This window comes from Hydrogenibacillus sp. N12 (assembly GCF_019645935.1).
In the GTDB taxonomy this organism is placed as follows: domain Bacteria; phylum Bacillota; class Bacilli; order Thermicanales; family DSM-22653; genus Hydrogenibacillus; species Hydrogenibacillus schlegelii.
On record NZ_CP080953.1, the window covers coordinates 661,755 to 683,532 of the forward strand.

Genomic DNA, 21,778 nt, shown 5'->3' on the forward strand with positions numbered 1-21,778 from the left:
CGCGGACCGTCGATCGAGCGCGGTCTGGCGACCGACCGAACCCCGAACGAGGGGGAGGACGAAAAGAGGCGGAGCGCGAACAACGGAACGGGGCGACGAGGCCGAGGAGCGGCCCGGGAAAGGAGGAGAGCGCATGACCCTGCGTCCGGAAGTGGAGGCGGCGGAGGCGCCGAAGGCGATCGAGGCGCTCACGCCGGAGGAACTCGCCCGTTCGGCGGACCTCAAGGCCTTCGTCCGGGAGACGGCGATCGATGAGGTGCTCGATCAGCTGGACCGGGAGCTCGTTGGACTGAAACCGGTGAAGATGAAGATCCGGGAGATCGCCGCCCTCCTCCTCGTCGACCGCCTCCGGCGGAGCGTCGGCCTGAAGACGCCGCCGCCGACGTTGCACATGTCCTTTACCGGCAACCCCGGCACCGGCAAAACGACCGTCGCCCTCCGGATGGCCCAGATCCTGCACCGGCTGGGCTACGTCCGGAAGGGGCACCTCGTCGCCGTCACCCGGGACGACCTCGTCGGGCAGTACATCGGCCACACGGCTCCGAAGACGAAGGAAGTGCTCAAGCGGGCGATGGGCGGGGTGCTGTTCATCGACGAGGCGTACTATCTGTACCGGCCGGAAAACGAACGGGACTATGGCCAGGAAGCGATCGAGATCCTGCTTCAGGTGATGGAGAACAACCGGGACGATCTCGTCGTCATCCTCGCCGGCTATAAGGAAAAAATGGACCAGTTCTTCCGTTCGAACCCCGGCATGCGCTCCCGAATCGCCCACCACATCGATTTTCCGGACTACACTCTCGATGAGCTCCTCGACATCGCCCGCCTCATGCTGCGGGAGCAGGGGTATCGCTTCACGCCGGCGGCGGAAGAGGCCTTCCGCCGTTACCTGGAGCGACGGATGCAAATGCCTCATTTCGCCAACGCCCGCAGCGTCCGGAACGCCCTCGACCGGGCGCGGCTCAGGCAGGCGAACCGGCTCTTCGCCCGCGGCGCGTGCACCGTCGCCGACCTCGTGACGATCGATGCCGACGACATCCTGCAAAGCCGCGTGTTTCAGGAAGGCTGAGGCGGCGTCGACCGGCCCGCTCGGATGACCGGGCCGCCGGCGGTCTTCCGCCGGCGGCCGACATCGTTTACAATAGCAAGGAGGCCCGTCGCTGGTGCTCCTTGCATCTTTTTGCCTCATCTTCTTTTTGCGCGGGTCCGCGGGCCGAACGCTCGGAGCCGGGGAACGAAGAGTCAGGAGGGATGCGGACGTGTCGATCGAACAAGTGTTTGACGTCACCGTCATCGGCGGCGGCCCGGCGGGGCTGTTTGCCGCGTTTTACTGCGGCATGCGGGACCTCTCCTGCCAGATCATTGACAGCCTGCCGGAGCTGGGTGGGCAGCTCACGGCCCTGTATCCGGAAAAGTACATCTACGACGTCGGCGGGTTTCCGAAAATCCGGGCCAAGGACCTGATCGAGCAGCTTAAAGCCCAAGCCATGCAGTTTTCTCCGGCCGTCTTTCTCGAAGAGCAGGTCACCGGCCTGACGAAGACCGAAGACGGGCTGTTCGTCCTCGAAACGACGAAGGCCGTTCGCCGGAGCCGGGCGGTGATCATCGCCGGCGGCGTCGGCACGTTTACGCCCCGGAAGCTTCCGGCCAAGAGCGCCGAAGCGTATGAAGGGAAGGGCGTCCATTATTTTCTTCCGTCGGCGGAGCCGTTTCGCGGCAAGCGGGTGCTCGTCGTCGGCGGCGGCGATTCGGCGGTCGACTACGCCCTCATGCTGGAGCCGGTGGCGGAAAAGGTCATCCTCATCCATCGACGGGATCAGTTCCGGGCTCACGAACATAGCGTCAAGCAACTCTTCGAGTCGTCGGTCGAGGTGCGGACGTTTACCGAACTTCTGGACGTAAAGGGCGACGGCAAGGTGGAGGCGGTGACGGTCATCCACAACCAGACGAAGGAGACGGACGAGATCGCCGTCGACGCCGTCGTAAGCGGCCTCGGGTTCGTCGCTTCCCTCGGCCCGATCAAAAACTGGGGCCTGGAGATCGAAGGAAACAGTATCGTCGTCAACACGAAGATGGAGACGAACATCCCGGGCGTCTACGCGATCGGCGACATCAACACGTATCCGGGCAAGGTGAAGCTCATCGCCGTCGGCCTCGGCGAGGCGCCGATCGCGGTTTCGAACGCGAAGACATACATCGATCCGACGGCGAAGCTGGCGACGATCCACTCGAGCGATCGGACGGACATCCCCGTCGGCCGGGCCTGATCGTCCCGGTCCGGCCGACGCCAAACGGAGTCGCCGAGAAAGGAGCGGACGATCGGTGGGGGAAGCTGAGGCGCGTGCCATCGCCGCCATCCGGGCCCTGGCCATCGACGCCATCGAACGGGCGCAGTCGGGACACCCGGGCCTCCCGATGGGGGCGGCGCCGATGGCCTACGTTCTTTGGACGAGGCATCTTGTGCACAACCCGAAAAACCCGGCCTGGCCCGACCGCGACCGCTTCATCCTCTCCGCCGGCCACGGGTCGATGCTCCTCTATGCCCTCCTCCACCTCACCGGCTACGACGTCAGCCTCGACGATCTGAAGGCGTTTCGGCAGTGGGGATCGAAGACGCCGGGGCATCCGGAGTACGGCCACACGCCGGGGGTGGAAGCGACGACGGGCCCCCTCGGCCAGGGGATTGCCATGGCGGTCGGCATGGCGATGGCGGAGCGGCACCTCGCCGCCCGCTTCAACCGGCCAGGTTTTCCGATCGTCGACCATTATACCTACACCCTCGTCGGCGACGGCGACCTCATGGAAGGGGTGGCGGCGGAGGCGGCGTCCCTCGCCGGCCACCTCAAGCTCGGCCGGCTGATCGCCCTTTACGACTCGAACGACGTCTCCCTCGACGGGAGCACCGACAAGGCCTTTACGGAGGACGTCGCCCTCCGGTTTCAGGCGTACGGCTGGCAGGTGCTCCGCGTCGACGACGGCCACGACCTCGAGGCGATCGACCGGGCGATCGCGGCGGCCAAGGCGGAGGCCGAGCGGCCGAGCCTCATCATCGTCCGGACCGTCATCGGCTACGGAAGCGCGAAGGCCGGGACGAGCGCCGTCCACGGGGCGCCCCTCGGGCCGGAGGACGCCGCCCGGGCGAAGGCGGCGTACGGCTGGTCCCATCCGCCGTTTGACGTGCCGGACGACGTCCGGGCGCACTTCGCCGAGGTCGCCCGCCGGGGCGAAGCGGCGGAGGCCAAGTGGCGGGGCCTTTTCGAGCGGTACCGGGCAGAGCACCCGGCGCTCGCCGACGCTTTCCTGGCGGCCCTCGAACGGAAGCTGCCCGATGACCTCGCGGCGGCGCTCCCAACGTTTGCGCCGGGGGAGAAGAAGATCGCCACCCGGGACGCTTCCGGGACGGTGCTGAACGCCCTGGCGCAGGCGATCCCGACCTTGATCGGCGGATCGGCGGACCTCGCCTCGTCGAACAAAACGACGCTCAAGGGGGAGGCGGATTTCGGGCCGCCGGATTACGCCGGCCGGAACATCTGGTTCGGCGTCCGGGAACACGCCATGGGGGCGATCTTAAACGGGATGGCCCTCCACGGCGGTCTCGTCGTCTACGGCGGGACGTTTTTCGTCTTCTCCGATTACCTCCGGCCGGCGATGCGGCTTTCGGCCTTGATGGGGGTTCCGGTCCTCTACGTGCTCACCCACGACAGCATTGCCGTCGGCGAGGACGGGCCGACGCACCAGCCGATCGAGCATCTGGCGTCGCTCCGGGCGATGCCGAACCTCCTCGTCTTCCGGCCGGCGGACGCCAACGAGACGGCGGCCGCCTACGCCGCGGCCCTCGCGGCGCCGAAGACGCCGTCCGCCCTCGTCCTTTCCCGCCAGGGCCTGCCGGTTCTGCCCGAGACGGCGGAGCGGGCGATGGAGGGGGTCCGCCGGGGCGGTTACGTCCTGTACGAGGCCGGCTTTTACCCGGATCGGCCGCGGGTGATCTTCATCGCCACCGGTTCCGAGGTGGCCCTCGCCCGGCAGGCGGCGGAGCGGCTCTTTGGCGAAGGGGTCGGCGTCCGGGTCGTGAGCCTTCCGTGCTGGGAGCTTTTCGAAGCGCAGCCGGACGACTACCGCCGGGCGGTGCTCCCGCCGGAGGTCCGGGCTCGGGTGACGGTGGAGATGGCGTCGCCGTTCGGCTGGGAGCGGTACGCCGGCGAGGCCGGCGTGATCGTCGGCATCGAACGCTTCGGCGCGTCGGCGCCGGGCGAGGTGCTCGTCGAGCGATTCGGCTTTACCGCCGAGCGGCTCGTGGCGGCGGCCCGGGAGGCGCTCCGGCGGACGGGCGCCTTCGCCGGGACGCCAGCCGGAGACGGCCGCGGCGCTTGAGCGGCCGTTCACAATCGTTTTTCCGTGCGCGCGGGATGTTGGCCGTTTGCCGGCGGCGACGCCGGTGGAAGGGAAGCGGGCGCCAGACGCCTCAGGGCGTCTGGCGCCGAACCGTTTTCGGGTTTTGTGTCCGAATAGAACAAAGGCCGTTCTTTTTCACAAAAGGATGAAAGGCGGGGAGAAGATGCCGTCGTCGTTTCCGGTGCTCGGGCTCATCGTTGCGCTTCCGCTCGCGTTTCTCATCGTCCTCGCCGCGGTGCCGGCCCGGTCGGTCGGGGCGATCCGAACGCTCGGGCTTTTGGGATCGGCGGCGCCGGCCGGGCTCGCCTTCTATGCGCTCACCCGTTTTGATCTCACCGGAGGCGGCTGGCAGTTTCGAGAGGGCGCCCGGTGGTTTACCCTCTGGATGCCGTCGTTTGATGTCGTAAGCCACGGGTGGCAGCTCGTGCCGCTTCCGATCGACGGGACGCTCGCCGTCGACGGGCTATCGCTCCCGCTTCTTTTCATGGCGACGTTTGTCGGCTTCATGGCGGCCCTGGCCTCGTGGACGGTGACGCACCGGCCGAAGGCGTACTGGGTGTTCGTGCTGCTCCTTAACGCCGGGATGAACGGCGCCTTCGTGGCGACGAATTTGCTCCTTTTTTTCGTGTTCTTTGAGCTCACGCTGGTGGCGCTCTTTTTCCTTGTCGGCATCTGGGGCGGGGAGGCCCGGGAGCGGGCGGCGTATCAGCTTCTCCTCTACAACGGGCTCGGTTCGCTGATCATGCTGGCGGTGTTTTTGCTCCTCTTTCATCTCACGGGGTCGTTCGACGTCTCGGCGGTGGCGGAGCGGCTGGGGGAGCGGGCGCTTCCCGGGTGGCTCGTGACGGGGACGTTTTTGGCCCTCGTCGTCGCCTTCGGGATCAAGCTTCCGATCGTGCCCTTCCACACGTGGGTGCTGAACGTTCACCCGGTCGCGTCGGCGCCGATGTCGATGATCCTCTCCGGCGTGCTGCTTAAAATCGGCGGCTACGGCCTCATTCGCTTCGGCGTCGGCTTTTTCCCGGAAGAAGTCCGGCGGTGGGCGCCGCTTCTCGCCGTCCTCGGCCTCATCAACCTCCTCTACGGGGCGTTTCTGGCGCTCCAGGAAGGGGAGCTCAAGCGGTTGATCGCGTACTCGAGCATAAGCCACATGGGCCTCGTCCTCTTTGGCCTTGCGGCCGCCAACGAGGAGGGGCTGAGCGGGGCGGTCTTTCAGATGGTTTCCCACGGCTTCATCTCGGCGCTCCTCTTTCTCGTCGCCGGCGTGATCGCCGAGCGGACGGGGACGGCCCGCTTGGCAGAGCTCGGCGGGCTCTGGCAGCCGATGCCGCTTGCGAGCGGGGCGCTTCTCGTCGGGGCGCTCGCGTCCCTGGGGCTCCCGGCGTTTTCCGGCTTTGTGGCGGAGCTTCTGACTTACCTCGGCCTCTTTAAGAGCGGCCAGGGGGTGATCGCTGTCCTGGGCGCCTTCGGCCTCGTCTTGAGCGCCGCTTACCTCCTCCGGGGGGCGCTTACCGCCGGCTGGGGCCCGGTGCCTGAGCGGGCCAAAGCGCTTACCGACGCCCGGCCGGTGGAAGTCGTGCCGATGCTCCTCCTGGTGGCGGCGATTCTTTGGATCGGGGTGTATCCGTTCTTCCTCGACGAGGCGATGAAGGCGTCGATCGGGGCGCTCGTCGCCCGCTTGTAAGCGGCCACGGATGACGCGGCCTCGAGCGGGGGGATGGCGGTGGAGTATCTCAATTTGCGGCGACTCAACATCTTCCGGACGGTCGTCCGGCACATGAACTTTTCCCGGGCGGCAGAGGAGCTCTACTTGAGCCAGCCGGCTGTCTCGCAGCACATCCGCCAGCTGGAGGAGTACTTCGGCGTGAAGCTTTTCGAGCAGGCCGGAAAGCAGCTCGTCCTGACGGAGGCCGGCGCCTACCTGAAGGACGCGGCAGACCGGCTGTTCCGCCAGCTGGAAGAAGTGCAGCAGACGATCAAGGACATCCGGACGAATCGCGTCGGAACGCTCACGATTACCGCCGACACGTCTGCCGGGGCGTACGTCGTGCCGCCGTTTCTCGGCTTGTTTCATCGGGAGCATCCCCAGGTGGCGCTGAAGCTCGAAGTGGCGAACCGGAGCGCGGTGCTGCAGCGGCTTTTTCGGGCGGAGACGGATCTGGCGGTGATGGGCTATCCGAAGCAGTCGCCGTATCTCGAAGCGGAGCCCTTTCTCGACAATCGCCTCGTCGTCATCGCGCCGGCGGATCATCCGCTGGCCGGCGAGCGGAACATCCCGCTCCGGCGGCTGGAGAAGGAGCCGTTTTTGCTCCGGGAGCGGGGATCCGGCACCCGGAGCACGACGGAGCGCTTTTTCCAGGAAAACGGGGTGTTTCCCAACGTCCGGATGGAGCTCGGCAGCATCGCCGCGATCAAGGAGGCGGTCGCTGCCGGGATCGGCATTTCGGTCGTCTCGGAGGTGGCGATCCGGCTGGAGCGGCGGGTCGGACTCATCGCCGTCCTCGATGTGGAGGGGTTTCCGATCGTGCGGCAGTGGTACGTCGTCCATCCGGCGCAGCAGCCCCTTTCGCCGCTGGCGCTGGCGTTTCGTCAGCTCCTTTTGGAACAGGGGCGGGCGTACGGGGCATTTGAAAGCGCCGTCGAGCGGCTCGTCGCCGAGCCGGCGGCGGGGAAGGCCGGCGGCAAGCGGGAAAAGCGGGACGACGGCCGGCGGGGCCGCCCGGCGCCGCCTGAGGAGGCGCCGGCGCGGGAGGAGAGGCCGGCGGGCGGGGGGCCGGCCGGGGATCGGCTGGCGGATGAGTCGCCGTCAGGCGAATCGTTGTAGGTCGTCGGCGCTGAATCGCTGAAGGCCGGCGGCGCCGAAATCCGGTTGCCGAGAAGGCCGAATCGCCGTGTCATTGACTTAAAAAGGAGGTGACGACCTGGTTCGGAGGAGGCCCTGCCTGATCACGATTCAGGGGGTTTTACGAACCAGGGAAAAGATGGACCTCGGCCTCAAGGACAAGGTCGTGCTCATCACCGGCGGCACCCGGGGAATCGGCCGGGCGATCGCCGAAGCGTTTTTCACCGAGGGAGCCCGGGTCGCGGTGGCCGCCCGGGGCGATGAAGGCCTGCGGGCGGTGGAGGCGGCACTTCCGGGGGCAAAGGGATTTTCTTTCGACGCTTTTGCCGCCGATTCTCGGGCGGAGCTCGTCGAGGCGGTCGTCCGCCATTTCGGACGCCTGGACGTCCTCGTGAACAACGCCGGGGCCAGTTACGGCGCCGATGCGGCGTCGACGCCGCTCGAGGACTACCGCCGGGCGATGGAGATCAATTTTTTTGCCGCCGTCGATCTGTCGCTTCGGGCGCTTCCCCACCTCGAGGCGGTCGGCGGCACCATCGTCAACGTAAGCTCGATCTGGGGGCGGGAGGCCGGCGGCAAGGCGCCCTACAACGCGGCGAAGGCGGCCCTCATCAGCTTTACGAAGGCGCTCGGCGATGCGGCGATCCGGCGGGGCGTCCGGGTCGTCGGCGTCGCGCCGGGGTCGATCCGCCACCCCGGCGGAAGCTGGGATCGGAGGGTTCAGGAGGATCCGGAAGGGATGCGGGCGTTCGTCGCGGCGAACATCCCCGCCGGTCGCTTCGGGACGGCGGAAGAAGTGGCCGCCGCGGTCGTCTTTCTCGCCTCTCCCCGGGCGTCGTGGATCGTCGGGACGACGGTCGTCGTCGACGGGGGCCAGTCAAAGATGTTTTAATGTGCATATGTGCATAAGATTTCCGTTGACTTTTGCCGGTTCCTGTGGCATCCTTAGAACATCGTCGGGCGAAAGGTCGCTCCTTTCGCACAACGGGGCCCGATGGGCGCGGCCGGGCGATGGCCGGTTCATCGGAGGTTCGGAAAGACGAACGGAATCAGAGAAGGGGGAGCCGGCATGGAGCAAGAGCGAGCGATCCAGCGAGCGGCGGGGAGGCAAGCCGGCGGACGCTGGCGGCGGGGGGCGATTTTTGTCCTCGCGGCGGTGTTCGTCCTCGGGCTTTCGCTTTCAGCCTGCGGCGGGGGCGGCGCGAAGGAGTCGAGCGGAAGCCCCGCGTCCGGTCCGGCGACGGAAGGGCAGGGAAGCGGCGGCGAGGCGGCCGGGCCGATCGAAGCGAAGATCGGCGCGGTGCTCATCCTCTCCGGCGGCGCTGCCGCTTACGGCGAGGCGCAGCGGAGCGGCCTCGAGATGGCGAAGGATGAGCTGAACGAAAAATACGCCGGAAAGCTCAAGCTCGACATCGTTTACGAAGACACCGGCGGCAAGAAAGAGAGCGCCATCAACGCCGTCAACAAGCTGATCAACGAAGATCGGGTCGTCGCCATCATCGGCCCGACGCTGTCGGCGGAGATGTTTGCCGCCGGCCCGGTGGCAAACGAAAACGAGACGCCGATCTTCGGCATCTCCAACACCGCGGAAGGGATCAACGATATCGGGCCGTACGTCTTCCGGAACTCGCTTCCGGAGTCGATCGCCATCCCGACGGCGATGAAGGCGGCGCAAAACCGGTACCATTTCAAGACGGCCGCCCTCATCTACGCCAACAACGACGACTTTTCCGTCTCCGGCTACAAGACGATGAAGAAGACGGCGGAGGAGCTCGGCCTCCAGATCGTCGCCGAGGAGAGCTTCGCCGTCGGGGATGTCGATTTTTCGGCGCAGCTGACGAACATCAAAAAGGCCGATCCGGACGTCCTGCTCATCTCGGCGCTGTACAAAGAGGGATCCCTGGTCGTGAAAAAGGCCCGGGAGATGGGCCTCAGGGCGCGGATCCTCGGCGGGAACGGGTTCAACAACCCGAAGGTGTTCGAGATTGCCGGCGACGCCGCCGAAGGGCTGATCGTGGCGACGCCTTTCAGCCCGGAAAAGGACGATCCGAAGGTTCAGGCGTTCGTCAAGGCGTATGAAGCCCGCTACGGGAAGAAGCCCGACCAGTTTGCCGCGCAGGCGTACGACGGGCTCGTGATCATCGCCGAGTCGCTCCTTAAGGCCGGCAAGGCCGACCGGAAGCTGCTTCGGGATCAGTTGGCGGAGCTCAAAGACTTCGAGGGCGTCTCCGGGAAGCTTTCGTTCGACGAGCGCCGGAACCCGATCGGCGAGGCGGTCGTCGTCGTGGCCAAGGGCGGAAAGTACGTGCCGCTGGAGTCGGTCAGCGACTGAAGAAACGGTAAGCGACGGAAGAGATGCCCATCGACTGAAGGAAAGGGAAGCAACTGAAGGACCGTGGGATACGGCCGAAGCGGTAAAGCAGAAATGAGCGCCGGACCGGGTCGCCGGTATTTCGCGTCAGGAGGCGCCGGACGGACAGGGCGGGAGGCGGTCCCGCCCTTTTCTTCCGGCGTGGAGGCGAAGGAAATCGGTCAGGAGCCGCATTCGGGTTCGCGATACGGGGATCCGGCCGCTCGGCGGCGGGACGGGAGGCGGGCGTTCGGGCATGTTGTTCGAGCAGCTTTTAAACGGCATCACCGTCGGCAGCACGTATGCCCTCATCGCCGTCGGTTATACGCTCATCTTCGGCGTCTTGGGCATGATCAACATGGCCCACGGGCAGATTTTCATCTTCGCCGCCCTCACGGCGATCGTGACGATGTCGGCGTTCGGCTGGCCGCTTCTTCCGGCCTTTTTCGTCTCCGTCGCCTGCGCGGCGGCCCTCGGGGCGCTCCTGGAAGCCGTCGCCTTCCGGCCGCTCCGAAAAAAAGACGTGCCGCACCTTGCACCGCTCATCAGCACGATCGGCTTTGCCACGATCCTCGACGACGCGATGATCAAGCTTTTCGGGGCCGACTCCCGGGTCGTCCCCGGAAGGCTCGGCGGCTCGTTTTCCGTGGGCGGCGTGGACGTCCGGGCGGTCGACCTCGCGATCTTGGCCGCGGCTTTAGGACTGATGGCCGTCTTGCATCTCTGGATCCAGAAAACGCCGTTCGGGAAGGCGATCCGGGCGACTTCGGAAAGCCCCGAAACGGCGGCCATCCTCGGCATCCCGACCGACCGGGTGATCCTCACGACGGTCGTCCTCGCCTCGGGGCTGGGCGGCGTCGCGGGGCTTTTGCTCGGGTTGAGCTACGGGGCGGTTGCGCCGTCGATGGGCGTCGGGCTCGGATTCAAGGGACTGGCGGTCCTCGTCCTCGGCGGGCTCGGGAGCCTGCCGGGGGCCATGCTGGGCGGGCTTTTGCTCGGCGTGGTCGAGGTGCTGGCGGTCGCCTACGGAAGTTCGACGTACCGGGATGCAATCGCGTTTTTGATGATCATCCTCGTGTTTCTCGTCCGGCCGCAGGGGCTTTTTGGCGAAAAACCCGTCCAGCGGTGACCGCGCCGCCTCCCGCCGGGGAAAAGGAGTCGGGCGGCCCGGCAGCCGTTCCGAACGACCCGCTTGACCCCGCCGGTCGGGAGAAGAAAAACCGGTCGGCGGGGCACAAACGACGGACCGGCGGGCGTCGTAAGACGGACAGGAGAGATCGAGGGACAAAGGACGAAAGAGGGCGCCGGAACGATGGACTGGCTCAATCCGTATCAGCTGCAGGTCTTATCGTTTGTTTTTTTAAACGGCATGTTGGCGCTGAGCGTTTTTCTCACGCTGGCGACGGGGCAGCTCTCCCTCGGCCAGGCGGGATTTATGAGCATCGGCGCCTATACGGCAGCGATCCTGACCGGATACGCCGGGATGCCGATGATCGTCGCGGTGCCCGCCGGCGCCGTCCTCGCCGGGGCGGTGGCCCTGATCATCGGCGGGCCGACGCTTCGGCTGCACGGCCTCTATCTCGCCATCGCGACCCTTGGCTTCGGCGAGGTCGTCCGGGTGGTGATGCTGAACCTCGAGGTGACGGGAGGCGCCCTCGGACTGAAGGGACTGCCGTCTCTCGGCGGGGAGCTCTACCGGCTGGAGCAGGCCCTGGGCCTTACGACGGAGCGGGTCGGGCTTACGCCGGCCCAGCTGAAGGCTCTGTCGGTGGCGGTGTTTTTGTTCCTCCTCCTCGTCGTCGTCGTCGTTCTCCTCGCCCGCCTCATGCGCTCCCGGGTCGGCCGGGCGTTTTCGGCCATCCGGGCGGATGAGGTGGCGGCCGAGGCGATGGGGATCGACCTCCGGGCGTACAAGCTCCTCGCCTTCGTCCTCGGAGCGATGCTCGCCGGCTTCGGCGGCGGGCTGTACGCTCACCTGACGACGGCGATCACGCCGGATGATTTCAATTACCACCGCGTGGTGGAGATGCTTTCCTTCGCCGTGATCGGCGGGGCGGAGGTGCTTTGGGGACCGCTGGTCGGCGCCCTTCTTTTGACGGCGCTGCCCGAGCTTCTTCGGGCGCTTCAGGACTACAAGATGATGTTTTACGGGGTGGCGATGCTCGTCGTAATGATCGTCCGGCCGCGGGGGCTCATCACGGAAGATCTTTTGCTCCGGTTCCGCCGACGGCGGCTTTCCGCCGGCGGCCGGGCGCTGGAGGGATGAGGCATGCCGGAGGCGATGCTCGTCGTCGACGGCGTCTCGCGGCGCTTTGGTGGCCTTCTGGCGTTAAACGGCGTAAGCTTCAGCGTCGCTCCCGGCGAGATCGTCGCCGTCATCGGGCCAAACGGCGCCGGGAAGACGACGCTCTTTAACGTGATCACCGGCCTCTTTCCGCCGTCGGCCGGGGAAATCCGCTTCGAGGGGCAAACGATCTCCGGCCTTCCGCCGCATCGGATCGCCGCCCTCGGGATCGCCCGGACGTTTCAGAACATCCGCCTGTTCCGGTCGATGTCGGTCCTCGACAACGTGAAAGTGGGCCGCCACAGCCGCACCCGGGCAGGAGCGCTGGCGGGGGTGCTCCGGACGCGGCGGGAGCGGGCGGAAGAGCGGGAGACGGAAGCGCGGGCGCGGGAGCTCCTTCGCTTCGTCGGCCTGGAAAAAGCGGCGGACCTTCCCGCCGGAGCCCTGCCGTACGGCGCGCAGCGGCGCCTGGAGATCGCCCGGGCGCTCGCCTTGGAGCCGAAGCTGCTTCTCCTCGACGAACCGGCTGCCGGGATGAACGAGGCAGAGACGGCGGATCTGGCGGAGCTTTTGCAAAACATCCGCCGGCAGGGAATCACCGAGCTCGTCGTCGAGCACGATATGGGCCTGGTGATGGGGATTTCGGACCGGGTGGTCGTCCTCAACTTCGGGGCGAAGATCGCCGAAGGGCCACCGGAGGCGGTGCAGAACGACCCGGCGGTGATCGAGGCGTACCTCGGAAAGGACGACGACGAAAGCGGGGAAGCCCGCCCGTCCGAAGGGGGCGGCGCCTGACCATCCGCAAAAGGCGGCTTCGGGCCGAACCGCGGTCCGATCGCCGGAAAGGGGGAAACGATCGGAGATGCTCTTCCTCGAGGGCATCAGCGCCGCCTACGGGCCGATCCGCGCCGTGCGGGACGTCACGCTTCGGGTGCCGGAGGGGAAGATCGTCGCCCTGATCGGCGCGAACGGCGCCGGCAAGACGACGACGATGCGGACGATCGCCGGCCTTCTCCGGCCCGTCGCCGGCCGGATCCTTTTCCGGGGTGAGCGGATCGACGGCCTCAAGCCCTACCGGATCGCCCGGCTCGGGATCTCCCTCGTGCCGGAAGGGCGGCAGATCCTCGCCCGGATGACGGTGCGGGAAAACCTGGAGATGGGCGCCTTTTTCCGCCGGGATCGGGCGGAGGTCGAGGCGGACTTTGAGCGGGTGTACGCTCTTTTTCCGGTGCTCAAAGAGCGGGAGCGGCAGCTCGGCGGGACGCTTTCCGGCGGCCAGCAGCAGATGCTCGCCATCGCCCGGGCGCTCATGGCCCGGCCGAAGCTCCTTCTCCTCGACGAGCCGTCGATGGGGCTGGCACCGCTCGTCGTCCAGGACATCTTCCGCACGATTCAGGCGATCAACGCCGCCGGGACGACGATCCTGATCGTCGAACAGAACGTTCGGCAGGTGCTTCGCTTCGCCGATTACGCTTACGTCCTCGAGCACGGGGCGATCGTCCGAGAAGGGCCGGCGGCGGAACTTCGCTCCGATCCGGCGATCCAGGCGGCGTACCTCGGCGGCCGGGCGGGATGAGACCGTTTTTTGCCTTCAAGCGCTTCTTTATCCACAAAAAATCGGCCGGATATTTCCGGCCGATTTTTTGTGGCGACATCAGTCTTTACTGCGATCACCAGATCGGCTGATCGTCCAAATACGCTTCGAGCACATCTCCTTTTCCTTCTACGTGCACCGCTCGATAGGCAACCCGAGAGGCGCCTTCGATCCAACCAAAATACCAGTCGCTACGATTCACGTCGCGATAATGGCTTCGCACGGGGACGTTCCCGTCAACCAGCGGCCCCCGTCCAAGGGCGCGGCTCAGGAGCACGACGGTTTCGGCCCGGGTCACCGCATCGTTCGAACGAAAACGGCCGTCGGGATCGCCGCTCAAAAAGCCGAGTCGCACGGCTGTTTCGATGGCGTTATATGCCCAGTGGGTCTTGGGAACGTCGGTGAAGGTCGGAGCGGTTGTCGTCGTCCGGTTGGCGAATTCGATCAGATCGAGATCGTACATCCGGACCATCACGTAGGCGATTTCGGCCCGGGTCGCCGGCCGATCCGGCTCAAAGACATTGTCGGCCAGCACGGGGAACAGGCTTTTGGCTGTTACCGCGGCGACGGCTTTCCGGGCCCAATGATAAACGGGGACGTCCCGGTAGGAGACGGGGTGTCCGGTGTACGCTTCAAGCTTCATGATGTGGGCGACCATTGAAGCCAGTTCAGCCCGCGTCACCAACCGGTAAGGGCGAAAGGTTTGATCCGGATAGCCGGTCACAAACGGAAGATAGACTTTCGTACCGACGGTGACGACGGCCTCGGATGAGCGGAGCGGCTTGCGGTTTTTGGCGGAGATGATGGCGGCGTTTCGGAGCGTCGTTCCCGAAGGGGTGCGCGGATCGACTTTCAGCCGAACGACGAACACGTCGCCGGCTCCCTGGAGTTGATCGCCGAGCTTCCAGATGACGGCATTTTGAAGCGGATCGTACTGGCCGCCGCCGCTTGCGCTGACCAGCGTTGTGTTCGGCGGCAGGGAATCGATGATTTCGACCGCGCTCGCCTCTTCCAGCATCCGGTATGCGATGCGGAATTCGGCGATGCCCCCGACTTCTACCGTCGCATGAGCTGCCATCTTCGAAATCTGGTAGGGCGCCGGCGAAGCGATCCGAAGGCGCACCGGCGGCGTCGTCACGGATTTTTGATTTGCGGCGGACAACGTGGCGACGTTTTCAAGAATCGTTCCCGGCTCCGCTTTCGGGTTGACCCGAACGGTCGTCGTCAGCGTGCCGGAAGCGCCTTTTTTGAGTGAACCGAGCGACCAGATGACCGCGTGCTCGGTTACGTCGTATCGCCCGCCTCCGCTTGCCGCGACAAATTGGACGTCTTTCGGCAGCGGATCTCGAAGGATCACGTCTTCGACGTCGGCCAGAATGCGGTAAGTGATCGCATAGTCGAAGGTTTCATCCGGAAGCGGCGATGCGGTCAGCGCTTTTTTCTCCAAGGCGTAGGGCGGTTCGGCCGAAGGTGGGGTAAACGGGATGCCGCCTTTCGGGACAGTTGCCGAGACCTCGGCGAGACCGATTTGGACGGTGACGCCGTTAAACAGAATGCCGAGAAGCTGGATGGTGAGACCGCTACCCGTTGCCGAGGCGGATGTCCCATCGGGGGCGGTGGTGGTCTGCCCGTCGGAAAGGGCGATCTTGGCGACGCCGGGGATGTTGAGCACCTGGCCGCCTCGAATCGTGTAGGGGATGCCGAGGACACGAAGCCGGGCCACCGCGTGATCGACTTTCGCCTGTGCGCCCCCCGGTTTTCCGTTGGCGATGGCGGTCGCGGTGATGTCTACAGCTTCAATTTTGATGGCCCCAGCGAGCAGCGACAGATCGGCGAGGTGAACGCGGGCGGTAGAGGACAGAGAGCCGTCGGTTGAGGTCTTGACGGTGGTGGAATTTTCGATTGCACCGAGGTTGATGAGTCCGGCAATGCCGAGGTTAGCTGTCGACGTACTGGCCGCGGCGGCCGGATCGCGTTTCTCCCATTGGGCAGAGGAGCGAGCGGTGAACAATCCGACCGTCACGCCGGATTCCGATGCGGAAGATCGCTCCTGATCGTCGGAGGTGTCGGGAGGAGCGGACGATTGAGAGGCCAAAAGGGGAAGCTTTCCGTTCAAGAGGGTGAGTTCTACCGGGACGCCGCTGGCTTGCGCCGGCGGCTGACTTTGGTTGTCCAGGCGCGCTTCGCTTAAACCGGCGACGACCTTCAAGATGCCCAGTCCCGAGAGCGCGCTGATTTCAAGCGACTGCGTTCGAGCATGGCCGGAAAACGGCGGCGCTTTCGGCGGTGCGGCTTCGATGCGGGGCGGCTCCGGCTGGGCGAAGAAGGCGATCGAGGCAATGAGAAGGGACAGGATCGCCGGAAAAATACGTCTCATACGTATACCCCCTATCCTTTTTATGTTTTCTGTTTTTCAAACTATCATCTCAATTTTATTAAAAACAAGTAAAGAATGGTGTTGATTTTTGTCGAAAAAATCATTGTGATTTGCTTATGAAATGATTCAACGAAACCGACTCATCGGCGCTCTTGATCTGCTAAGTTAAGGATACAATTTAAGCCGGGGGCGAAAAAAAACCAGAGCTTCGGTCGATGAATAAACGGAATCCCGAGGTCAGCTCCTGGCGTTTCGGAGCGATGCCTTTTGGGGAGCATCGTCCTGATCGCTTCCTTCTCGGCGATTTTCATCCTCACTGCGGGCCTCGGGATTCAACCTGCGGGGCTGAACCGTGGAACCGGGGAAGGGTGAAGACGGAAAAGAGGCATTCGCGGAGCCCGCTCCGCCGGCATATTCAGTTTACCGGTGCCCTTTCCGTTCCCCGGGACGCGGAACGGGTCATGCTCGATCTTTTTGAAACCGACGCCTCTACGGTGGCGCGGCTCAAACGCGAGGGAAAACGCGTGATCGGCTATCTCAACGCCGGCGCCTGGGAGGACTGGCGCCCGGATGCCGATCGCTATCCCAAAACGGTCCTGGGAAAGGACGTCGCGGACTGGCCCGGGGAACGCTGGATCGACATCCGGCGCCTGGATCTCCTCGGTCCCATCTTGCAGGATCGCTTCGATCTCTGTCTTGCCAAAGGCTTTCACGGCCTCGATCCCGACAATCTAAACGTATCAAAACGACACCGGATTTCCCCTCTCCGCAGAAGATCAGCTCCGCTTCAATCGCTGGGTCGCTTAGGAAGCGCATCGTCGCGGCCTGATCGTCGGTCTTAAAAACGACCCCGAACAGGCGGAAGCGCTCGTCCCCGACTTCGACTGGATCCTGGTTGAAAGTTGCGTCCTGGAGGGCTGGTGCCCTCTCACGCGCCCTTTTCGGGATGCCGGCAAACCGGTGCTGGCCCTCGAGTATGCCGAGCTCGGGGCGACGCCGGAGACGGTGTGCGACGACGCCCGGCGCTACGGCCTGAGCGCTCAGATCAAACGGCGGGAACTGGACGCCTGGCACCTTCCCGGTCGTTAATCTGTTGGCCGCCAATGATGGATCCAGTTTCCCCATCGTGGATTCCCTGAGTAAATTTTGTAAAAGAAGGTGAAATCGATGCGTCAGATCGGGACGAGCGATCTCGTCGTGCCGCCCCTCGGCCTCGGGCTGATGCGGCTCGATCCGGCGGAAGCGGAAAGCCGCCGCGTGCTTGCGGCGGCCCTCGAGCGGGGGATCGTCCTCTGGGATACGGCCGATCTGTATTTTTACGGCCGAAGCGAGACGTGGATCGGCCGGGTGCTCAAAGCGCTTGCGCCGGAGGAGCGGCGCCGCGTCGTCGTCGTGACGAAAGGCGGCAACCGCTTTACGCCGGGCGAGGAGGGCTGGACGTGGACGCCGGATCCGGCGTACATCCGGGAGGCCGCCCGGGCGAGCGCCCGGCGCCTCGGCGTCGAGACCATAGATCTGTATCTTTTGCACGGAGGGACGCTGGCCGACCCGATCGATGCGCTCGTCGAGGGGCTGGAAGGGCTCGTCCGAGAAGGGACGATCCGGCATTACGGCCTGTCGTCGATCCGCCCGGCGGTCGTCTGCCGGGCCCTCGAGCGGGGGCGCTTTGTCGCCGTCATGAGCGCCTACGGGCCGCTCGACCGGCGACCGGAACGGGAAATCTTGCCGTGCGTCCGCGCCCGCGGCGCCTCCCTCATCGCGCGGGGAGTGCTCGCCAAAGGATTATTGGGCCGGGACGGGCCGCAGCGGATCGCCGCCCTGGAGGCGGCAGGCGCCCACGGATATCCGCGGGAAGCCTTGCTGGAACTTTACCGGCAGCTCGAGGCCATCGCCCGGGAGACGGGCGATCCGGAAGGGTCGGTCGCCCGTCTCGCCTACCGCTTCGTCCTCGCCGAGGGGGCGGTCGCCGTCGCCCTCATCGGCGCCCGGACGGTGGTCCAGTTCGAGGAAGCGGCAGGCGTCCTTGATCTGCCGCCGCTTCCGCCGGAGGCGGTGGCGCGCATCCGGAACCTCACCCGGGTCGACGACTATACCGTCAGGGGCTAGGAAGGGCAAGGCGTGAACGGGTAGCTCCGTCGAGGTGAAGCGCGAACGGGGAGCCGGCGCGGCGCACCCGGTTCAAAAGGAGCGGGGGAGGGCTCCGGCGGCTTCTTCCCTTACGGCCAGCGGAAACGGCAGGACGGCGGCGAGTTCGGCCCGGCGCCGCTCCGCCTCTTCCCGGGTGGCGAAGCGGCCGAAGACGAGGCGCCGGAGGTTCGCCGCATCGGCCGCCGCCACGGAAAAGGCCGCGCCGCTCCGCTCTTTGAGCAGCGTAAAGAGCCGGGTCAGTTCGACGACGGCGACGACGGCGAATCCCGACTGCCGGATCACCGTCCTCCGGCCGGCGTCGTAGCTCAAGTTGCGGTCGCCCGGTCCGCCGAGGGTGTAGAGGACGTAGGCGTCGTTCAAACCTTTTAACACGGCTTCCCGGGAGCGCTCCGACAGGTCGATGGCGCTGATTTTGTGGGACGTGTAGACGTATCCGCCGTCGTAGAGATCGATGAGGCCGTAGCCGTTTGGAAACTGGACCGTGGCGGGAAGTTCGATGTACGGGAGCGTTCTGTCGCCGTGTCGGGCGAGGCTGATGAAATTGCGGTGCATGTGCCCGCTCAAAACGCCGACGACATGGGGATGCTTCGCGATCACCGCCTGAAGGGCAAAAAAATTCGTCGTCCCGAACCAAAGATCCATGCCGTTGGCCGGGTGATGGAGCACGATGAAGGTCGGCCGTCCGGCGGTCTCGTTCAGCGTTCGGTTCAGCCAGGTGAGGCTTGCCGTCGGGATCCAGCCCCAGTCGTCGTCGGGGCGGGCCGAATCGAGGAGGATGACGGTTGCGGCGCCGAGATCGAGAAGGCGGGGGAGCGTATCGCCGATCGCTTCCCGAAAGCCCGCCTCGCCGATCCCTCCGGTCTTGCGCCGATATTTGTCGTGGTTTCCGGGGACGGCGGCATATGGCACGCGGGCCGCATACGGCGCGACGATCGCCTGGAAAGCGTGATATTCGTCCGGATGGGCGGTGTCGGTGAGATCTCCGGCGTGGACGACGGCGTCCACGCCTTTTTGCATGAGGTCGTTGAGCGCCCGCTCGAGGAGCGTCGGCGCCGCGTCGGTCAGTTTGCCGAGATAGCGCTGGTTGAGATCCCCTGCTCCGCTGCCCGCGGCGAGGTGGCTGTCGGCGATCCAGCCGAGGCGCAGGCGGCGCGTTCCCGGCGGTTTCGGCAGCGTGCGGAACGAATTGAGCGGCCCGAACGTCCCGTCCGTCTCGACGCGGTAGACGTATCGGGTGTCGGGGGCGAGTCCTTCGACCTCGGCGAGATGGTGACGCGTCCGATCGCCCCAGGCGTATCGCCGCATTTCCTCCGGCCGTTCGCCGAGCCAGAGGGCCGTCTCTCCCGGGGCGTCCGTCACCCAGCTGACGGCCATCCGGTCGGCGCCGACGGTGACGAGCTCTTCGTTCCAGAGGGCGCCCGCCGCTCCTACCTCCGCTCCCTCCGGTCCTTCGCCGGGCGGCGCCTCGGGCGAAAGAACGCTTCCCCCGTCGGCCGCCCAGACCCGGGCGCCGAGGAGCCACGGTTCCAAGGCCGCGGCGCCGGCGAGGCCGACGAGGCCGCGAAGAAACGTTGTCAACATCGGATGTAAAATCCCCAATAGCAGCGGATAAAGATTCCCCAAAATCACCGGCATGATTTCCTCAAAATCATCGGGATGAATTCCCCACCCCTGTGTCGAACTATGGCACCTGCCATCACTTTTGGGGAGGTGCCGGTGATGAGGGAGAGTGAGAAGATGGAGATCAGGAAGCTGTATGAGGAGGGCGTCAGCATCTCGGAACTGGCCAGAAGATACGGCCATGACCGCAAAACCATCCGCAAGGCTGTGAGTGAGCCGAGGCAGCAGGAGGAGGGGAGGGTGAAGTCGCGCAGCCGTAGGGTGAAAGGCCACAAGCTGGAGCCGTACAAGGCCTATGTGGAGCAGCGCATGCGTATCGGCGTCCTCAATGCGGAGCGAATCTTTCGCGAGATCCGGGAGCAGGGATATACCGGCGGAATTACCGTACTGCGCGAGTTCATGCACCCTCTCCGCCCGGTTGTCTCTGCCAAGGCAACCGTGCGGTTTGAGACGGCTCCGGGGGAACAAGCGCAAATCGACCTGGGCGCATTCCCCTACCTGGATCCGCAGGGCCATCGGCGCAAGGTATGGTGCTTTGCCATGGTCCTCGCCTACTCCCGCATGCTCTACCTGGAGTTTATCAGAGCGGCGGACCAACGGCATATCCTCCAGGCGCTCCGGAACGCGCTGGAGTTCTTCGGCGGGGTTCCAAAGGTCATGCTCAGCGACAACTGCTCCCCGCTGGTCGTGGCCAACGACGGTCATGGACACGTCGACTGGCAGCCGGCGTACATGGACTTCGCCAAGTACTACGGATTCGTGCCCAAGGCCTGTAAGCCCTACCGAAGTCGCACCAAAGGGAAGATTGAACGGCCCATCGGGTATATCCGGTCCAGCTTCTGGCCGGTTTCGTTCGTGGACCATGACGACCTGAACCGGCAAGGTGCCATCTGGCGGGATACGGTGGCTAATGTGCGCATCCACGGCACGACGCGGGAGCAGCCGGTGGTGCGGTTTCAGGCCGAGACGCTTAAGCCCCTGCCTAAGAGCCGGTACACGCTGGCGTACGCCGATATGCGCAAGGTCATGAGCGATTGTCGCATCTCCTGGAACACGAACATGTACACCGTTCCATGGCGGTATGTGGGGCACACCGTGCTGGTCCGGGAGTTTGAGTCAGGCCGCCTGCAGATCGAGTACGGCGGGCAGGTCATTGCCGAACACCGCGTGCTCACAGGCAGGCACCAGGTCTCAACCGACCCTGAGCACTTCAAGGGCATCCCGGCTGGGACGCCTCATCCGGATCGAGGCAAGGTGCCAGGGTTGCAAATCGGGCCGGACGTGGAGCAGCGGGAGCTGTCCGTCTATGAGCAGATCGCGATGGGAGGTCAGGGGCAATGAGTGAGGCGTTGGTTTTGGCCAAGGCCGAGGAGCAGCTGCTGGAGCTGGGATTGAAGCGCGCCGCGGCGGTGCTGCCGGCGTGCGTGGAGTGGGCAGCGGGGCACCAGGCGACCTATGCGGAGTTCCTGCACAGACTGCTGGATGCTGAGCAGGAGGAGCGATACAGCCGTTACATGCACGCCAGACTCCGCATGGCCAACTTCCCGTATCACAAGACCCTTGCAGATTTCGATTTCTCGTTCCAGCCGTCCGTCGATGAGCGACAAATACGCGAACTGGCCGGCTTGACGTTCATCCGGGAGGGCAGCAACGTCATCTTCCTGGGACCGCCGGGGGTGGGCAAGACCCACCTTGCGGTGGCCCTGGGGATGGAGGCGATTCGACAGCGCATGAGCGTCTACTTCGTGACCATGCAGAAGCTGGTCGCTGACTTGCGACGGGCGTACCAAGAGGGACGGCTGGACAAGCGCCTGCGCATCTACACCCAGCCGAAGCTGCTGATCTGCGACGAAGTCGGCTACTTGCCGCTTGACGCCTTGGACGCCGCGAACTTCTTCCGGCTCGTGTCGGAGCGCTACGAGCATGGCTCCCTGATCATCACGTCCAACACCAGCTTCACCAACTGGGGGACACTCTTCGGTGACCAGGTGCTGGCCTCTGCCTTGCTCGACCGGCTCCTGCACCACGCCACCACCATCAACATCCGCGGCAACAGCTACCGGATGAAGGACAAGCTGCGCGCCGGGGTGACCCATGCGCTGAAGGAGGAGGTGACCGCGTAGATCGAACATACGTCTGGGGAATGATGCGCGATGATTTTGGGGAACTGA

18 protein-coding genes are annotated in these 21,778 nt (G+C 65.3%); 16 read left to right on the forward strand and 2 right to left on the reverse strand.

Annotated elements, in window-relative coordinates; translation table 11 throughout:
* Nucleotides 1–133: 133 nt before the first annotated feature.
* The 11 genes from cbbX (at nt 134) to K2M58_RS03185 (ending at nt 13,444) form a co-directional block, all read left to right on the forward strand.
* The gene (cbbX, locus tag K2M58_RS03135; protein WP_220678245.1) at nt 134–1,069 is read left to right on the forward strand and encodes a CbbX protein; all 936 of its coding nucleotides are present in this window, start codon (nt 134–136) and stop codon (nt 1,067–1,069) included.
* Between the two features lie 190 nt (nt 1,070–1,259).
* Complete coding sequence (locus tag K2M58_RS03140; protein ID WP_220678246.1) at nt 1,260–2,267, forward strand: NAD(P)/FAD-dependent oxidoreductase; 1,008 nt, start codon at nt 1,260–1,262, stop codon at nt 2,265–2,267.
* Nucleotides 2,268–2,322: 55 nt separating this feature from the next.
* Nucleotides 2,323–4,371: a transketolase gene (tkt, locus tag K2M58_RS03145; protein WP_220678247.1), complete on the forward strand. Its 2,049-nt coding sequence runs from the start codon at nt 2,323–2,325 to the stop codon at nt 4,369–4,371.
* Nucleotides 4,372–4,555: 184 nt separating this feature from the next.
* Complete coding sequence (locus tag K2M58_RS03150) at nt 4,556–6,076, forward strand: complex I subunit 4 family protein (protein ID WP_220678248.1); 1,521 nt, start codon at nt 4,556–4,558, stop codon at nt 6,074–6,076.
* A gap of 33 nt (nt 6,077–6,109) precedes the next feature.
* Complete coding sequence (locus tag K2M58_RS03155) at nt 6,110–7,216, forward strand: LysR family transcriptional regulator (protein WP_220678249.1); 1,107 nt, start codon at nt 6,110–6,112, stop codon at nt 7,214–7,216.
* 157 nt (nt 7,217–7,373) lie between these two features.
* Nucleotides 7,374–8,126: an SDR family NAD(P)-dependent oxidoreductase gene (locus K2M58_RS03160; RefSeq protein ID WP_220678250.1), complete on the forward strand. Its 753-nt coding sequence runs from the start codon at nt 7,374–7,376 to the stop codon at nt 8,124–8,126.
* Between the two features lie 177 nt (nt 8,127–8,303).
* On the forward strand, nt 8,304–9,566 hold the full coding sequence (locus tag K2M58_RS03165) for an ABC transporter substrate-binding protein (protein WP_220678251.1): 1,263 nt from the start codon (nt 8,304–8,306) through the stop codon (nt 9,564–9,566).
* A gap of 274 nt (nt 9,567–9,840) precedes the next feature.
* On the forward strand, nt 9,841–10,713 hold the full coding sequence (locus K2M58_RS03170) for a branched-chain amino acid ABC transporter permease (RefSeq protein ID WP_220678252.1): 873 nt from the start codon (nt 9,841–9,843) through the stop codon (nt 10,711–10,713).
* A gap of 183 nt (nt 10,714–10,896) precedes the next feature.
* Nucleotides 10,897–11,850, forward strand: coding sequence for a branched-chain amino acid ABC transporter permease (locus K2M58_RS03175; protein ID WP_220678253.1), 954 nt, complete (start codon nt 10,897–10,899; stop codon nt 11,848–11,850).
* A 3-nt stretch (nt 11,851–11,853) separates the two neighbouring features.
* Entirely contained in the window at nt 11,854–12,663 is an 810-nt protein-coding gene (locus K2M58_RS03180; protein ID WP_252393518.1) for an ABC transporter ATP-binding protein, read from the forward strand.
* Between the two features lie 67 nt (nt 12,664–12,730).
* Complete coding sequence (locus K2M58_RS03185) at nt 12,731–13,444, forward strand: ABC transporter ATP-binding protein (protein ID WP_220678254.1); 714 nt, start codon at nt 12,731–12,733, stop codon at nt 13,442–13,444.
* Between the two features lie 94 nt (nt 13,445–13,538).
* Here the strand turns inward: K2M58_RS03185 and K2M58_RS03190 are convergent, their stop codons facing one another.
* Nucleotides 13,539–15,839, reverse strand: a complete 2,301-nt coding sequence (locus K2M58_RS03190) for a choice-of-anchor P family protein (protein WP_220678255.1) — start codon at nt 15,837–15,839, stop codon at nt 13,539–13,541.
* Between the two features lie 260 nt (nt 15,840–16,099).
* Between K2M58_RS03190 and K2M58_RS03195 the strand changes: the two genes are divergently transcribed.
* From K2M58_RS03195 to K2M58_RS03205, 3 genes are all read left to right on the forward strand, one after another.
* Nucleotides 16,100–16,681 (forward strand): endo alpha-1,4 polygalactosaminidase, encoded by a 582-nt coding sequence (locus K2M58_RS03195; protein WP_289628263.1) that lies wholly within the window; start codon nt 16,100–16,102, stop codon nt 16,679–16,681.
* Complete coding sequence (locus tag K2M58_RS03200; protein ID WP_252393580.1) at nt 16,668–16,928, forward strand: endo alpha-1,4 polygalactosaminidase; 261 nt, start codon at nt 16,668–16,670, stop codon at nt 16,926–16,928. The genes K2M58_RS03195 and K2M58_RS03200 overlap by 14 nt, the downstream gene beginning before the upstream one ends.
* 78 nt (nt 16,929–17,006) lie before the next feature.
* Nucleotides 17,007–17,945 carry an aldo/keto reductase gene (locus K2M58_RS03205; protein WP_220678257.1) on the forward strand — a complete coding sequence of 313 codons (939 nt, stop codon included), beginning with the start codon at nt 17,007–17,009 and terminating at the stop codon, nt 17,943–17,945.
* Between the two features lie 72 nt (nt 17,946–18,017).
* Here the strand turns inward: K2M58_RS03205 and K2M58_RS03210 are convergent, their stop codons facing one another.
* Nucleotides 18,018–19,568 (reverse strand): purple acid phosphatase family protein, encoded by a 1,551-nt coding sequence (locus K2M58_RS03210; RefSeq protein ID WP_220678258.1) that lies wholly within the window; start codon nt 19,566–19,568, stop codon nt 18,018–18,020.
* A gap of 102 nt (nt 19,569–19,670) precedes the next feature.
* On the opposite strand from K2M58_RS03210, the gene istA reads away from it, so the two are divergent.
* Both istA and istB read left to right on the forward strand, forming a co-directional pair.
* Complete coding sequence (gene istA / locus K2M58_RS03215; protein ID WP_252393391.1) at nt 19,671–20,948, forward strand: IS21 family transposase; 1,278 nt, start codon at nt 19,671–19,673, stop codon at nt 20,946–20,948.
* Nucleotides 20,945–21,730, forward strand: a complete 786-nt coding sequence (gene istB / locus K2M58_RS03220) for an IS21-like element helper ATPase IstB (RefSeq protein WP_220676869.1) — start codon at nt 20,945–20,947, stop codon at nt 21,728–21,730. Before istA ends, istB begins: the two co-directional genes overlap by 4 nt.
* Nucleotides 21,731–21,778 lie beyond the last annotated feature (48 nt).

What these genes read in the sequence shown, in the direction of transcription:
- cbbX (WP_220678245.1), top strand. Translation starts at nt 134, where the DNA reads ATGACCCTGCGTCCGGAAGTGGAGGCGGCGGAGGCGCCGAAGGCGATC.
- K2M58_RS03150 (WP_220678248.1), top strand. Translation starts at nt 4,556, where the DNA reads ATGCCGTCGTCGTTTCCGGTGCTCGGGCTCATCGTTGCGCTTCCGCTC.
- K2M58_RS03155 (WP_220678249.1), top strand. Translation starts at nt 6,110, where the DNA reads ATGGCGGTGGAGTATCTCAATTTGCGGCGACTCAACATCTTCCGGACG.
- K2M58_RS03160 (WP_220678250.1), top strand. Translation starts at nt 7,374, where the DNA reads ATGGACCTCGGCCTCAAGGACAAGGTCGTGCTCATCACCGGCGGCACC.
- K2M58_RS03165 (WP_220678251.1), top strand. Translation starts at nt 8,304, where the DNA reads ATGGAGCAAGAGCGAGCGATCCAGCGAGCGGCGGGGAGGCAAGCCGGC.
- K2M58_RS03170 (WP_220678252.1), top strand. Translation starts at nt 9,841, where the DNA reads ATGTTGTTCGAGCAGCTTTTAAACGGCATCACCGTCGGCAGCACGTAT.
- K2M58_RS03175 (WP_220678253.1), top strand. Translation starts at nt 10,897, where the DNA reads ATGGACTGGCTCAATCCGTATCAGCTGCAGGTCTTATCGTTTGTTTTT.
- K2M58_RS03180 (WP_252393518.1), top strand. Translation starts at nt 11,854, where the DNA reads ATGCCGGAGGCGATGCTCGTCGTCGACGGCGTCTCGCGGCGCTTTGGT.
- K2M58_RS03185 (WP_220678254.1), top strand. Translation starts at nt 12,731, where the DNA reads ATGCTCTTCCTCGAGGGCATCAGCGCCGCCTACGGGCCGATCCGCGCC.
- K2M58_RS03190 (WP_220678255.1), bottom strand. Translation starts at nt 15,839, where the DNA reads ATGAGACGTATTTTTCCGGCGATCCTGTCCCTTCTCATTGCCTCGATC.
- K2M58_RS03195 (WP_289628263.1), top strand. Translation starts at nt 16,100, where the DNA reads ATGCCTTTTGGGGAGCATCGTCCTGATCGCTTCCTTCTCGGCGATTTT.
- K2M58_RS03205 (WP_220678257.1), top strand. Translation starts at nt 17,007, where the DNA reads ATGCGTCAGATCGGGACGAGCGATCTCGTCGTGCCGCCCCTCGGCCTC.
- K2M58_RS03210 (WP_220678258.1), bottom strand. Translation starts at nt 19,568, where the DNA reads ATGTTGACAACGTTTCTTCGCGGCCTCGTCGGCCTCGCCGGCGCCGCG.
- istA (WP_252393391.1), top strand. Translation starts at nt 19,671, where the DNA reads ATGGCACCTGCCATCACTTTTGGGGAGGTGCCGGTGATGAGGGAGAGT.
- istB (WP_220676869.1), top strand. Translation starts at nt 20,945, where the DNA reads ATGAGTGAGGCGTTGGTTTTGGCCAAGGCCGAGGAGCAGCTGCTGGAG.